Origin of the sequence: Peribacillus sp. NPDC076916 (assembly GCF_050269675.1) — a bacterium.
GTDB lineage: Bacteria > Bacillota > Bacilli > Bacillales > DSM-1321 > Peribacillus > Peribacillus aracenensis.
In genome coordinates, this window is sequence record NZ_JBNNIU010000003.1 from 50,455 (window position 1) to 64,144 (window position 13,690).

The following is a 13,690-nucleotide window of genomic DNA, read 5'->3' on the forward strand; positions in this document are numbered from 1 at the left end:
AGGATGAGTCTAGAAGCATTTTTGCACAATTTGCATTTTGATATCGAAAAGGCAAGTCCGCCGGATTGGGAAGTGGATTGGGAGGATGCACCGCTGACGTATAAGCTTTACCATGACTTGCCTGTTTTTCCGCTATCACTGGAGGTGCCGCTGACGCTGGAGGGTTGCAGCGGGCCTTCAAAACAGGACCTTAAAGGAATCGGTCATTTCCTCTGGTATGCATATGGCCTGACCCAAGTCAGTCAGGTATCGAGCTCCTCGGAATCTGCGGACCTCATGCAGTCATTCCGGCGTTTTCCACCATCAGGGGGAGCTTTGTATCCAAGCGAATTGTACGTGTACTTGAAGATGGAGGGATTACCTGCTGGTGTATACCATTATGATGCGGCACACCACCGGCTGGTATTGCTGCGGGAAGGGAATTTTGATTCATATATAACAAAAGCCCTTGGTGAAAACTTTGATATGTCCGCATGCTTTGGCACGGTTTTTGTATCGACGATGTTTTGGAAAAACTTCTACAAATATAATAACTTTTCATATCGTCTGCAAGGTCTGGATGCAGGCGTGCTTCTTGGACAGTTGCTCGAAGTGGCGAAACGGTTTGGAATCGCCGCTGGGGTGTGCTTCCAGTTCCTTGATCGAGCCATCAATCACCTTCTCGGGCTTTCCGATGAGGAAGAGAGCACATATGCGATGATCCCCTTATCGGCAGACCCCGCGTTTTGGTGTACGGATGAAAGTAATAGTAATGGACCTGTCACTTCGACAGAATTATTGCCGGAATTGACGGTCATTCAGCCTGAACACTATGTTCGGTCGCAAAGAATCAGGGAATTTCCGATGCTGACTAAACTGAATGCAGCATCCATGATCGAATCCACCCAATCATTCCGGAGGATCAGTCCGAAGAATGGGACGAAATCCGAAGGAAATATTGTAGCCCTTCCTATCGTGAAGCGGCTGTCCTATGACTTGGCATCAGTTTGCCGGAAGCGGTTTTCACCTGAAATGGACTTCGCACTCGGGAAAGTCAGTCAATGGCAGCTGGCTTCTCTCCTGCAGGAGGCAACCGCTTCGTTCTCCTATCGAAATGACTTGGATGGAAAAAACGGGAACGATGAACATCGCGTTTCATTATATGCTTGTTTGTATAATGTGGAAGACATACAAGATGGTGCATACCATTACGACAGCACGACACATACATTGCAACAGATACAATCGGGAGATCAGCGGCTCCGATTGCAATACGGAATGTCCCTCGATATCATGAATTTTCAGCAAGTGCCAATCTGCATACATGTAGTTGGCGAGCGGGAGCATTCCAAAACGCAACTTGGATATAGAGGATACCGCATCCAGCAAATGGAGGCGGGGATGCTCGTTCAGAAATTACTGCTAGCTTCGTCAGCCCTCGGAATGAACGGGCACCCGCTGCTCGGCTTTGATGTGGAAATGTGTGATGAACTTTACAAGATCGGTGGTGGTCCTCAAGGAAAAACGAGCCTGATCCAAATCCCGATCGGCCATTATCGGAATCGTCCCTGGCTGAAGGGAAGTTTGCATAGTTAAAAATGTAACGATAGCCTTCATTCCTTTTAAAGAATGAAGGCCGTTTCTATTCAATGAGGAAAATCCAATTATTAATAAAGGCTCTTTTCGTAAAGATTGTTGTTTCTAAAACGAAACGATTTAAAGTGGATCGGAGCGCAAGTGCGAGACTCCTGCGGGAGCAGCGGGACAGGTGAGACCCCACAGGCGTTTACGCCGAGGAGGCTCACCGCCCGCCCCGCGGAAAGCGAGCATCTGGAGGGGAAATCAACCACACCACATTACTTGGAAAATGGCAGCAAAGTATGCGGAAACAGCCTTAATAAAAAACTGGAGCTTGAAAAATGGTATAGCTTCCAACCTAAGAGTGCAATAATCCCGGCCTAGGATTATACTGATATAAAAGGTTTTATCATTTAAGGGAATGAATAAGTAGATAAAAAAGCCAATAATTTGGAACGCTTTTAACAAAACCAATTTAAAGGATGTAGCTTATGGAATGGAGAACGGATAGAAAATCCAAGAAGCCTTTATATAAACAAATAGCTGGTTATATTGAGAGTGGTATTGCTGATGGAACATTTTTACTAGATAAGCCGTTACCTTCTGAGCGCTTCTTGGCACATGAACTGGGGGTTAACAGAAGTACAGTTGTAGCAGCTTATGATGAATTGGAAGCAAATGGGTTAGTTGAACGAAAAAAAGGAAGCGGAACGATGATCAGCAAGGATATATGGGGAATCAACAGAAAACGTATGCCTAGTTGGAATAGATACATCGAAGCTGGTTCATTTTTACCTAATTTGCCGGTAACCCAAAGAATACGTAAAGAAACGGAAGGAAATAATCTAATAAACTTAGCTAGTGGGGAGGTATCAGAGGACTTATTTCCGGTCCAATCCTTACGTGAAATCATTTCGAATAGGTCCTTTATTGGAAGTTTAGGTTATGATCACCCCCAGGGCAATGCAGTTTTAAGGGACACAATTACTAATCATGTAAAACAGTATAGAAAAATTGATACTCATCCATCTTCCATACTCATTACCTCTGGTGCACAACAAGCCATACATCTCGTTGTCCAATGCTTGCTAAAGCCAGGCGATGCCGTTGCATTGGAAGATCCATCATACGGTTACAACCTTCCCATTTTTCAATCCGCAGGACTAAGGACTTTTCTTTTACCAGTTGATAAGGATGGCATCAACCCAGAGGATTTACTAGCACTACATAAAAAACATCGAATCAGGATGATATTTTTGAACCCTGTTTTTCAAAACCCAACAGGAACTGTACTTCATATCAACCGACGTAAAAGGATTCTAGAGATTTCATCCGAATATGGAATACCGGTTGTAGAAGACGATCCTTATAGTTTAACTTCCTTTTCTGGGGAAAAAATCTCTACTCTTAAATCGATGGACAACAACGGAAATGTTTTATATATAAGCTCTCTGTCAAAAATTGTTGCTTCTGGCTTAAGAATTGGCTGGATAATAGGACCGAAACAAGTTATAGAGAGACTGTCTGATGCTAAGCAGCAGGTTGACTTCGGCCATGGCTCCTTCACTCAATGGATAGCAAATGATTTCTTGGATTCAGAATATTTTCCTGCCCATATTACTTATTTAAGAGAGCAGCTAGAAAAAAGAAGGGATGCAATAGTTTCGAGTCTGAACGAATTCCTGCTTAAAGAAGTTGAGTATTTTTCGCCAAATGGTGGAATTCATTTGTGGTGTAAGCTGAAGGTGCCTTTGAACGAAATAAAGTTACTGGAGGAATCTATCAAAAGAGGAGTTATATACGTTCCTGGTTCAACATTAGGTACAAATAAGGAATATGTACGCTTTACTTTTGCAAGGGAAAATGAGGCTTCCATTCACGAAGGCATCAAAAGGTTTGCAGAGGCTGTAAAAAGTTTATAAGGGTCTTCTCAGACTGTAGACAAACTCGATTTCAATGAGTTTGTCTACAGTCTTTTTATGGCTTGGACAATTGAACGTTGATTTCCGCTCCAGGCACTCGCTTTCGGCGGGCGGTCCGGGAGCCTCCTCGACGAATCGCGCCTTCCGTTCCAATCAACTATTTATAAACTTTAGTTAGGAATCATACCCGAGGAGTTAAAGGTGTTGTTTTGGGTCAGTTGTTCAGGCATATCATTTGATGAAAGTTATGTTTTTCGACCAACTTTTGTCTACAGTCTTTTTATGGCTTGTACAATTGAACGTTGATTTCCGCTTCAGGCACTCGCTTTCCGCGGGCGGTCCGGGAGCCTCCTCGACGCTTCGCGCCTGCGGGGTCTCCCCTGGCCACGCTTTCCCGCAGGAGTCTCGCGCCTTTCTCTCCAATCAACTTTGTTTTATCAGTAAGAAAGAGCTTCTTTTGTCTACAGTCTTTTTATGGCTTGTACAATTGAACGTTGATTTCCGCTCCAGGCACTCGCTTTCCGCGGGCGGTCCGGGAGCCTCCTCGGCTTGTGCCTGCGGGGTCTCCCCTGGCCACGCTTTTCCCGCAGGGAGTCTCGCGCCTTTCTCTCCAATCAACTTCTGCTATAAAATTTTGGTGAAAACCTACCTGAGATTTGGAGGTGTTGCTTTGTTCGGAACCATCATTGATGAAAGAGATATTTTCCAACCCCTTTTATCTACTAACTTTATGGCTTGTACAATTGAACGTTGATTTCCGCTCCAGGCACTCGCTTTCGGCGGGCGGTCCGGGAGCCTCCTCGACGCTTCGCGCCTGCGGGGTCTCCCCTAGACGCGCTTTTCCCGCAGGAGTCTCGCGCCTTTCTCTCCAATCAACTTTGTTTTACCTTTTAGATGGAACCCTTTTGCCTAAAGTCTTGGAATAGAATCATGTTTAGAAAGCATCCTCATCTCTAAAACAATAGTCTTTGCTCCTTTCTATGTATATGAACGGAAGAATTCAGCAAGTGGATGGTGGAAATTTCACTTAATTGGATGGTCCTAAAATTGGTTGTTCTTTTATTATAGAGAAGTAGGGTTTTCTAATATATTTACGATGAGCGATCGACCTGCCAATCAGGAACGATTTTTTGTGTAGTTTCACTACGATATACGATGAGAATCGGAATAATTTGAAATGGCTCAAGGAAATGGATAATAATATGGGGAGGCATTGGATCATGACGATAAGTATAATATTAGTAGTAGCCATTAGTTTAGTTGCCCTGGTTGGGACCCTTTCGCTAGCGGGGAAGAGTGATAGTGATTATTCCGCAGCAACGAGAGGGAATTTGTTGAACCTTAGTTATATTTATATGGGTCTTGCCCTAATTTTAACTGTGGGCATCGTCTACTTCGTAATAAAATTAGCCTAAGATATCACGTGAATTATTATTATGATAGCATATCAAAATGGATAGAAATAAAGGCTTAATTGTAAAAAGATCATGTTTTGTACGAGTGATTTACAAGACATACTCTATTTGTGGGGAATTGTGAATTTGTTCACATATGTGGCGAAAATGTGAACGAAAAGAATACTGATTGATTCGTGAAAAAATCACTATTGCAAGCTGGGTGAAATTAGAACGGTCACTTCAAAGAAAAACTGACCGCCTCTTTCAATTAAACTTTAAATTAGGCTCTTTTCGTTAAGATTGTTGTTTTTAAACCGAGACTATTTAAGGTTGATTGGAGTGGAAGTGCGAGACTCCCGCGGAAAGCGAGCATCTGAAGGGGTAATCAACCACACTACATTACTTGGTAAATAGCAACAAAGTATGCGAAAACAGCCTTAAATTATAACGTAGCGGAGATGATGAAATATGACAGTGCCTGTATTGATTTTGACTATTATCTTAGGTTTGCTTAAATTATTAGTTACCTGCCTACCAACCGATGCAGTGAATTGGATTCTGAGTAAATTTAAAATACATTCGGAAATTAGTGGCGCGAATGCAATCGTAACCTATGATGGAAATCGTTTGGAGGGTGAAGACAAAGTTCAAGTCATTAATTATTTTAACGAAGCTAAGTTCTTGAAAAAGAATCATATATTCCCAGGGAACGAGCAATTGTTTTTACATCCAGAAAACAGTGGGATTCCAATAATGATTGATACTAAAAGAGGAAAAAACGATGTTCGATTATTTGTGTACATTTACAACGACCATGTGGATGTAGTCAAACAGTACAAGAATAAAGTAGTTGCGTATAGTCTTCTTTCCGAGAGGCTCCAAGAGCGTTCCATGCCAGTCATAAGGAATTTAGTTTAAAAGGAATATATAAAGTGGACTGCATCCCAATGCTAGTAACATCCAAGCATTGGCGATGCAATTTTTTATATGATTCGTGCATTGGTAAGTAATGCACTTTTTTAACAGTCAGTTGTTCTCGGTCAATACCTTTAAAGTCTTTTCCCTGATGCTTATCCTTTTTTTATAATCTTTAGCGACCAACTCTGTATATATTAAATCAAAAAGTAATAGCAGCGGAAGCAATGGAGAAATGTTTTGCCCCATATGCATGCTGTTCTTGCTCGTGACCAATAGCGATATATCGCCAAGCTGTGAGAGCTCGGACTTCTTATCTCCAGTAAAGATCAAGATACGTGAGCCTTGCTTCTTTGCAATTTTAACTGCAGAAATCACTTCTTTCGTTGTTCCGGAAATGGAAATGCCGATGACGACGCTATTCTCGTTACTTAAAGCTGCATCCATCATTGACTGATGGGGATCTGTAATGGCTTCAACAGTTAAGCCGATACGGAAAAACTTGGACTTGAACTCCTGGGCCGCTATACCTGAACTCCCTATTCCATAAACATGAATCTTATTTGCCTGTGTAAGGTAAGATACAGCTTTTTGGATATCGTCATATGTGGTTATATGAAAGGTATTATCAATGATACCTAAGTGATCTTGATACAGTTTAGCGAAATAATCCACCTGCTTGATGTTCTTCATATTTTTCGGTGTATTGCGGAGATCCACGAACCTTTTTAACTCATGCTTGAACTCATTGAACCCGGAAAAGGCTAATTTCTGGCAAAAACGTGTAATGGTTGCAGGTGAAATATGAAGCTTTTTAGCTATTTGACTAATGGTTAACTGACTTACTTCTTCAGGGCGCTGCAGAATGTAATTGGCCAATTCTTCTTCTGTTTTGGTGAATTTGTCCATGCTGCACTCAATGCCATATATGAGGTTTTCTGCGAGATATTCCATTTGACCACCCATTTCAAATTTCTTATATGTATTCATAGTTTAATGTATCCATTAGGGACGTCAATAACCGAATGATCCATGAATCGTAAAAAAGACCCAAACTGTTTCCAGTCTGGGTCTTTCATTACTATGTGCAGCGTTCTATTCTTGGATGGCATCCACGAATCTTTTAGTGATTTGCTGCGGTCTGGTAATGGCACCGCCCACTACTACTGCATGGACATTCATATCCAATACAGAGCGGGCGATTTCCGGTGTTATGACATTTCCCTCAGCGATCACTTTCGCTCTTTTCACTGCTTTTACGATCTCTTTGAGCACAGCATAGTCATCCTGATATATTTTCTGGCCGAACGTTTCGTCCGTATAGCCGTATAAAGTGGGCGCTACGATATCGAATCCTAGATCGTCAGCGAATATAGCTTCCTCAATGGTGGATACATCCGCCATTAGTAAAACATCCGGATATTTTGCTCTTATTTCACCATAAAACTGCTTTAACGTCTTACCGTCCGGTCTTACCCGGGATGTAGCATCCGTCGCAATGATTTCCGCTTTGGTTTCCATCAATGCATCAATTTCGGCCATGGTGGGAGTGATGTAGACATCGTTTTGTCCATACACCTGTTTAATGATCCCTATGACTGGAAGGTCCACATTTTTCTTGATTTCCATTATGTCAGCTACAGAGTTTGCGCGAATGCACTTCGCACCGCCTTCCTTGGCAGCAATGGCCATGCGCCCCATAATAAACGAGCTGTGCAGCGGCTCATTCTCCAATGCTTGACATGATACAATTAAGCTTTTGTGAATTTTATCCAGCACCTGTTGCATGTTTAACACGTCCTTATCGTTATCTATGTTCTTAATGACCCAAGTATTCTTCCACTTCATTTTTGATGATCGTCACTTGGGGACCGTATACTATTTGAATGCCATTTCCTTTTTTTACGACACCTTTTGAACCGGTTTGTTTAATGACGTCTTCTTTCACCAACGATTCATCCTTTACAGTGACGCGCAGACGGGTTGCACAGCAGTCGACTATATCGATATTTTCCTGTCCGCCTAAACCATTGACGATGGTTTGGGTTCTCTCTGATGCGGTTACTTGTGTAACGGCGGCCTGTTCATCATTTTCACGGCCGACCACTTTCAAATTCTTCTTCCTGATCAAGAATTTAAAAGTGAAGTAGTATAGGAAAAACCATGGAATGCCGACGAACAGTACATAAATCCAGTTTGTTTTACTGATACCCTGGAGTATCCCGAATAAAGTAAAATCAATAAATCCTCCAGAAAAGGTTTGACCGATCGTTATATTGAATATATCTGCCATCATGAAGGCAAGTCCGTCAAACAAGGCATGAATAACATAAAGGATCGGGGCGACAAATAGGAAACTGAATTCAAGCGGTTCGGTGATGCCTGTTAAGAAAGAGGTCAAGGCAGCTGAAAGAAGCAGGCCGGCCACGACTTTCTTATTTTTAGGTTTAGCGCAGTGATAAATGGCCAGTGCAGCGCCGGGTAAACCAAACATCATCGTGATGAACCGGCCGGACATGAACCGGGAAACACCCTCATAGTACTTGACGGTAGTCGGATCGGCCAATTGCGCAAAGAAGATATTTTGGGTCCCGCTTACAATCTGCCCTTTTATCTCCATCGTTCCGCCTAAAGCCGTTTGCCAGAAGGGAAGGTAGAAAATATGGTGCAACCCTAAAGGCCCGAGCATCCGTAATATGAATCCGTAAAAGAAAGTCCCGATTGTACCTGTGCTCGTTACCAGCGCACCTAATTGGTTTATGAAAAGCTGGAAATAAGGCCACACGATAAAAAGAACGGCTCCAACCAAGATGGACGCGAAGGAAACGATGATCGGAATGAAACGGGAACCACCGAAAAACCCTAAAACTTGCGGAAGCTGAATTTTATTATATTTATTGTGTAAAAGTGCGGCAACGATACCTACTACGATACCGCCAAACACACCGGTCTCCAGTGTTTGGATCCCGACCGCCATTCCCTGTCCGGCACCTGCCAAATTCTCTTTGGCAAGTTCGCCGTTTATTTGAAGCAGTGCATTTATTGAACTGTTCATGACGAAGTAGCCAATCATGGCTGCCAGCGCTGCGGTCCCTTTATCCGAACGTGCCAATCCTACTGCAACACCTACGGCAAAAATGACCGGCAAATTGCCGAATACGATGCTTCCTGCAGAACTCATGATCGTGAAAATGGCCTGCAGCCAAGCAAAGTCTAAAAAAGGATAAGCCTCAACTGTATTTGGATTGGAAAGAGCACCGCCAATTCCCAGCAATAAACCGGCCGCTGGCAAAACGGCAATCGGGAGCATAAAAGACTTACCGAATTGTTGCGCTTTCTCAAAAGCTTTCTTCATAATAATTCCTCCCTCATTTAACGAGCCTTTGATACTCTCTATTTTTGATCGCTCTATACTAGCTATATTAAATCCATATGATAGCGTTTTCAATACGGTGCAAGGTTATATCAATTGTTTTCAATCTTGCGCTTATTTCTCTGAAAAAGTTTTCATTAATAGAAGTGCTGGATTGGATATTAAGTTATATAAGTATATTGAAATTCCCACATGCTTATTTTTATAATTCGTGTATTGGAGAGTAAATGTGCTATTTAATTAAAAAAAACATTTTTTTTGTGTGAAATCCGAATATTATCTTGTGCAAAAAAGAAAAAGTATATATAATTACTTCAAACGATAGTTTGGCAGGTGATAGTCATCTTACCGATAAACTCTAACGAAACGAAGAAAGTGCTTTCTCATATGTATAATGAGGTATCGAAGGAATTGTTCGGCTTTGGTACGACGCTGCTGAAGGTCACTGTTGAGCAGAATGTGATTACATTCCAGGCCAAACATCGACGTGCCCCGCGCTCTGAAGCTTTGGAAGGGGAAGTTCCCAGCCTGAAGCAGGAGGTTGACTTCCATATGTCCCTGCTTTATAAAAAGAAACTGAAACAAAAGCTGGAAACGCAAACGAATTGGGATATTGAAGCTGTCCTGAGGGATTATGACTCAGCGACGCAGCTGGCATTCACCAATATTGTATTGAAGGAAAAAATCATCTAATCATATAAATGGATTTCACTTCGGATTTATCTGGAGGGAACGCCACTGGAGAACCAAAGGATAAGTTTTATCTTTGTTTACAAAGAAAAGACAATCTTGGGTAGAATTTCTATTCTATTTAAGATTGTCTTTTTTTTACATTTATATTAGTAAAAAGGAAAATTTAAACAATATAATTTTGGAGGTTTGAATGATGAAGAAAATATTGATGATGTTATCGCTTTTCACATTAGTTTTAGCTGCATGCTCTTCAAAAGAGGATGGTAAGGAAAAACCAGCCAAATTAGTCGTTTCCACTTGGGGATTCGCCGATGATTTCTTCCGTCCGGAAGTTTATGAGCCATTTGAAAAGAAGCATAATGTAAAGATTGTTGTTGATTCAGGAAATAATGCAGATCGATTGAACAAAGTACGCCAAGCGAATAGCGATGTGGATGTTATCTATTTATCCGACTACTATGCACAGCAGGGCATCGATGAAGGGTTATTTGAGAAAGTGGACCATAGCAAAATTCCGAATATTGATAAGATATACGACAAAGCAAAAGCGCCGAATGGCGATGACTTTGGACCAGCCTATACGATTGCACAATTTGGCATTGCCTATAATCCCGATGAAGTGAGTAAACCGATCACCTCTTGGAAAGATCTTTGGAGCAAGGATTTGGCAGGGAAGATCACGATCCCATCCATCACTTCAACAACTGGACCGATGTTTTTGGATGCCGCTTCAAAAGTTAGCGGAAGTGAAGAGTTCAATGAAGATAAAGCCTTCAATCAAATGAAAGAAATCATGCCGAATGCGGTTAAGGAATATGGGCAAACATCAGAGTTCGTCAACATGTTCTCACAAGGGGAAATCGCTGCAGGCCCGATCATGGAAATGTATTTTGGCGATTTACAGGAAGCCGTTCCCAATGCCAAGTTCATTTCCCCTGAAGAAGGCGGCTACGCAGTGATGAATACGGTGAATATTGTTAAAGCCAGCGATCAAAAAGAATTGGCCGGCGAATTCATGAATTACATCTTAAGCAAGGAAGTTCAGGAAAAATCAGCGAAAGCGAAAGTGGATTCTCCTGTCAATACGGAAGTCAAGCTCTCTGAAACGGAAGCGAAAGGCTTAACCTATGGAGATGACGTCATTAACAGCCTGCGTGTATTGGACATGAAGTTTGTAAATGAAGACTCTAAACAATGGATCGATCGTTGGAACCGTGAGCTTACACACTAAGAAAGAAACGAGGTGTGCTTGATGAAGAAAAAAATGATTCTTGATGTGGATACTGGAATAGATGATGCGATTGGGATCATCCTTGCTGTGAAAAGCCGTCAATTCGACATATTGGCGGTAACGACAGTGAACGGGAATGTATCACTTGATACGGCCACCTTGAATACATGCAAAATATTGGATTTATTGAGTGAACAGGACATTTCAGTCATAAAGGGGGCAGATAGCCCAATTATCAGGAGCCCCTTTTTTGAACACCGGGTCCATGGCGAAGACGGGATTGGCGGAGCCTTGAAGGATGTGCCAGTCAAAAAGCGGCCTGATGATGGATTTGCTTCTGATTTCATCATCAATTCCATTTTGAATTTTCCTGGTGAAGTGACGCTTGTCATGACGGGACCTCTTACGAATTTGGCATTAGCGGTGAAAAAATGTCCGCAAATCACCAAGCTCGTTAAAGAAGTCATTTTCATGGGCGGAGTCGTTCAAGGTGTCGGCAATGTCACGCCAACCTCCGAATATAACACGTATGTCGATCCTGAAGCAGCCAAAATCGTTTTACAGGCGGGATTCACGTCCATCACGCAAGTTGGTCTTGATGTCACGAGAAAGGTTCTATTGGGTGAAGAGCATATCCAATTGATTCAAAACCTTGAACTTGCCGACTATATAAGGGAAAGTACTTCAGATTATCGGAAAAGGTATTTTGAACGTAACGGTATATGGGCATGTGCGATGCATGATCCATTGGCTGTTGCCATTGCTTTGCAAGAAGATCTTGTCACCAGAGAAGAATATTATGTGGATGTTGAAACAAAGAGTGAGCTTTGTGACGGACAGATGGTTTGCGACTTTCAAAATAGGCTGATGAAGCCGCCAAATGCGCATGTTTGTCTGGATGTCGATGCGGAAGCGTTTTTCGACCTGTTCATTCGCATAATCAATTCATAAATCATACGAACAGGGGGTTCCGAGGTGAAAAAACGCTATCTATACCTGTTGCTGTTTCCAGGCGTTCTATTTTTAACGGTTTTCATGATCATTCCAATCCTAATGACGATTGGCACGACATTTTTTAATGAAAGCGGCGGCTTTTCCATACAAGGGTATCTTGATTTTTTCCAAGATCGATACTTTATTGAAATTCTGCTGACGACACTTAGGGTGAGTCTGTTCACGACAATCATTTGCATTCTATTAGGATTTCCAGCAGCTTATTATATTTCAAAACTGAAACAACGAAAAAAAGCCATCATGCTTTTGCTGACGATCTTCCCGCTATTGACAAGCCCTGTGGTCCGCTCATTCAGCTGGATGGTGATCATCGGTAAAAATGGTGTGGTGAATAAATTGCTCATGGGCATGGGCTTGATTGAAAAGCCGCTTGATATTTTGTACACCCCTACGGCCATCATCATCGGATTGGTCCATTTATTCCTGCCATTGATCATCGTGACGCTGGTGGGTGTGATGGAGAACATCGAAACGGACTTATTAAAAGCGGCGGAGAGCCTTGGAGCATCAAGGTTGGCCGTATTCTCAAAAGTGGTCATCCCGCTTTCGGTCCCAGGTTTGGTCATTGGCAGCATCCTTGTTTTTGTAGGGAGCTTCACGGCCTATACAACGCCTGCTTTATTAGGCGGGAAACAACGGGTCATTTCAACATTTCTTTATCAAAACGCGATTACATTGAACGAATGGCAAGTGGCATCGATTGTCGCTACCATCATGATTGCGGTGACAGTCCTTATCATATCGATCATGAATGGTTTGGCAAAAAAATTAAATCCAAAGGGGTAGAGGTGTATGCAGGAAAAAAATCGAGGATTGGCCCTGTTTACTCTCCTGGTGTTCCTTTTTTTACTAGGGCCTTTGCTTATCATATCCGTTACGTCATTCGAAGGCGGAAATATTTTGAAGTTCCCGCCAGAAGAGTTTTCTTTAAGATGGTATGAAAATATTTTTAATGTGGAAATGTTTTTGGTCGCTTTTAAAACGTCCATCCTTGTTTCACTGGCAGGCAATCTTCTGGCACTGTTACTGGGAGTGCCGGCTGCCTATGCATTAAGCCGGTTTGATTTCAAAGGGAAAAGCGTGATTAATGCATTTTTCGTTTCTCCCATTTTAATACCGGGAATTGTGCTCGGCTTTGCGTTTTTACGTTATATTGTGGGGGCTTATCAGCTTCCGATTTATGCGGCACTGTTTGTGGGACATACTGTTATCATGCTGCCGTTCATCATCCGCGTGATTTCTTCAAGCTTATCAAACTTTGACTTTTCCATTGAAGAAGCGGCGGAGAGTCTCGGCGCCAGTAAACTGGGCACATTCTTTACAGTCGTCCTTCCGAATATAAAATCAGGAATTCTTGCGGCAGTCATGATCGCCTTCTTGGAATCCTTCAATAATGTAGACATTTCAGTTTATATGACAGGCCCTGGAGTAAGCACGTTTCCGATTCAAATGCTGACGTATGTAGAGAACTACTTCGATCCTACCATTTCGGCCATTTCCGTATTACTCATGTTCATAACGGCTTTCTTCATGTTTATAGTAGAACGGCTCATGGGATTGTCTTATTTCACAAAACGATAAGGAGGTA

At 42.3% G+C, this 13,690-nt stretch carries 13 protein-coding genes; 10 read left to right on the top strand and 3 right to left on the bottom strand.

The features are described 5' to 3' along the window. Window positions 1–3 precede the first annotated feature (3 nt). The 5 genes from ACQKFG_RS09720 (at window position 4) to ACQKFG_RS09740 (ending at window position 5,794) form a co-directional block, all read left to right on the top strand. The gene (locus ACQKFG_RS09720) at window positions 4–1,575 is read left to right on the top strand and encodes a SagB family peptide dehydrogenase (protein ID WP_427558346.1); all 1,572 of its coding nucleotides are present in this window, start codon (window positions 4–6) and stop codon (window positions 1,573–1,575) included. Window positions 1,576–2,048: 473 nt separating this feature from the next. Continuing rightward, window positions 2,049–3,479, top strand: coding sequence for a PLP-dependent aminotransferase family protein (locus ACQKFG_RS09725; RefSeq protein ID WP_427558349.1), 1,431 nt, complete (start codon window positions 2,049–2,051; stop codon window positions 3,477–3,479). A gap of 238 nt (window positions 3,480–3,717) precedes the next feature. Continuing rightward, window positions 3,718–4,233, top strand: a complete 516-nt coding sequence (locus ACQKFG_RS09730) for a hypothetical protein (protein ID WP_427558352.1) — start codon at window positions 3,718–3,720, stop codon at window positions 4,231–4,233. A 466-nt stretch (window positions 4,234–4,699) separates the two neighbouring features. Continuing rightward, complete coding sequence (locus tag ACQKFG_RS09735; protein WP_349730605.1) at window positions 4,700–4,894, top strand: hypothetical protein; 195 nt, start codon at window positions 4,700–4,702, stop codon at window positions 4,892–4,894. A 450-nt stretch (window positions 4,895–5,344) separates the two neighbouring features. Continuing rightward, window positions 5,345–5,794 carry a YfmQ family protein gene (locus tag ACQKFG_RS09740; protein ID WP_427558355.1) on the top strand — a complete coding sequence of 150 codons (450 nt, stop codon included), beginning with the start codon at window positions 5,345–5,347 and terminating at the stop codon, window positions 5,792–5,794. Window positions 5,795–5,902: 108 nt separating this feature from the next. Here the strand turns inward: ACQKFG_RS09740 and ACQKFG_RS09745 are convergent, their stop codons facing one another. The 3 genes from ACQKFG_RS09745 to ACQKFG_RS09755 all read right to left on the bottom strand — a co-directional run bounded on the left by ACQKFG_RS09745 (window position 5,903) and on the right by ACQKFG_RS09755 (window position 9,146). After that, the gene (locus ACQKFG_RS09745) at window positions 5,903–6,781 is read right to left on the bottom strand and encodes a MurR/RpiR family transcriptional regulator (protein ID WP_228467533.1); all 879 of its coding nucleotides are present in this window, start codon (window positions 6,779–6,781) and stop codon (window positions 5,903–5,905) included. A gap of 105 nt (window positions 6,782–6,886) precedes the next feature. Beyond that, a complete protein-coding gene (locus ACQKFG_RS09750; protein WP_369619535.1) occupies window positions 6,887–7,579 on the bottom strand; it encodes an N-acetylmannosamine-6-phosphate 2-epimerase in 693 nt (230 codons plus the stop codon). A 31-nt stretch (window positions 7,580–7,610) separates the two neighbouring features. Beyond that, window positions 7,611–9,146 (bottom strand): maltose/glucose-specific PTS transporter subunit IIC, encoded by a 1,536-nt coding sequence (locus ACQKFG_RS09755; protein ID WP_427558358.1) that lies wholly within the window; start codon window positions 9,144–9,146, stop codon window positions 7,611–7,613. 405 nt (window positions 9,147–9,551) lie between these two features. Here ACQKFG_RS09755 and ACQKFG_RS09760 point away from each other — a divergent pair, with 405 nt between their 5' ends. The 5 genes from ACQKFG_RS09760 (at window position 9,552) to ACQKFG_RS09780 (ending at window position 13,683) form a co-directional block, all read left to right on the top strand. Continuing rightward, entirely contained in the window at window positions 9,552–9,857 is a 306-nt protein-coding gene (locus ACQKFG_RS09760; protein ID WP_081113038.1) for a DUF2294 domain-containing protein, read from the top strand. A gap of 193 nt (window positions 9,858–10,050) precedes the next feature. Next, entirely contained in the window at window positions 10,051–11,088 is a 1,038-nt protein-coding gene (locus ACQKFG_RS09765) for an ABC transporter substrate-binding protein (RefSeq protein ID WP_427558361.1), read from the top strand. Between the two features lie 21 nt (window positions 11,089–11,109). Then, window positions 11,110–12,039 carry a nucleoside hydrolase gene (locus ACQKFG_RS09770; protein ID WP_342614545.1) on the top strand — a complete coding sequence of 310 codons (930 nt, stop codon included), beginning with the start codon at window positions 11,110–11,112 and terminating at the stop codon, window positions 12,037–12,039. A 24-nt stretch (window positions 12,040–12,063) separates the two neighbouring features. Further along, complete coding sequence (locus ACQKFG_RS09775) at window positions 12,064–12,888, top strand: ABC transporter permease (protein WP_427558364.1); 825 nt, start codon at window positions 12,064–12,066, stop codon at window positions 12,886–12,888. Between the two features lie 6 nt (window positions 12,889–12,894). Continuing rightward, on the top strand, window positions 12,895–13,683 hold the full coding sequence (locus tag ACQKFG_RS09780; RefSeq protein WP_192206492.1) for an ABC transporter permease: 789 nt from the start codon (window positions 12,895–12,897) through the stop codon (window positions 13,681–13,683). Window positions 13,684–13,690 lie beyond the last annotated feature (7 nt).

What these genes read in the sequence shown, in the direction of transcription:
- ACQKFG_RS09720 (WP_427558346.1), top strand. Translation starts at nt 4, where the DNA reads ATGAGTCTAGAAGCATTTTTGCACAATTTGCATTTTGATATCGAAAAG.
- ACQKFG_RS09725 (WP_427558349.1), top strand. Translation starts at nt 2,049, where the DNA reads ATGGAATGGAGAACGGATAGAAAATCCAAGAAGCCTTTATATAAACAA.
- ACQKFG_RS09730 (WP_427558352.1), top strand. Translation starts at nt 3,718, where the DNA reads ATGAAAGTTATGTTTTTCGACCAACTTTTGTCTACAGTCTTTTTATGG.
- ACQKFG_RS09735 (WP_349730605.1), top strand. Translation starts at nt 4,700, where the DNA reads ATGACGATAAGTATAATATTAGTAGTAGCCATTAGTTTAGTTGCCCTG.
- ACQKFG_RS09740 (WP_427558355.1), top strand. Translation starts at nt 5,345, where the DNA reads ATGACAGTGCCTGTATTGATTTTGACTATTATCTTAGGTTTGCTTAAA.
- ACQKFG_RS09745 (WP_228467533.1), bottom strand. Translation starts at nt 6,781, where the DNA reads ATGAATACATATAAGAAATTTGAAATGGGTGGTCAAATGGAATATCTC.
- ACQKFG_RS09750 (WP_369619535.1), bottom strand. Translation starts at nt 7,579, where the DNA reads ATGCAACAGGTGCTGGATAAAATTCACAAAAGCTTAATTGTATCATGT.
- ACQKFG_RS09755 (WP_427558358.1), bottom strand. Translation starts at nt 9,146, where the DNA reads ATGAAGAAAGCTTTTGAGAAAGCGCAACAATTCGGTAAGTCTTTTATG.
- ACQKFG_RS09760 (WP_081113038.1), top strand. Translation starts at nt 9,552, where the DNA reads ATGTATAATGAGGTATCGAAGGAATTGTTCGGCTTTGGTACGACGCTG.
- ACQKFG_RS09765 (WP_427558361.1), top strand. Translation starts at nt 10,051, where the DNA reads ATGAAGAAAATATTGATGATGTTATCGCTTTTCACATTAGTTTTAGCT.
- ACQKFG_RS09770 (WP_342614545.1), top strand. Translation starts at nt 11,110, where the DNA reads ATGAAGAAAAAAATGATTCTTGATGTGGATACTGGAATAGATGATGCG.
- ACQKFG_RS09780 (WP_192206492.1), top strand. Translation starts at nt 12,895, where the DNA reads ATGCAGGAAAAAAATCGAGGATTGGCCCTGTTTACTCTCCTGGTGTTC.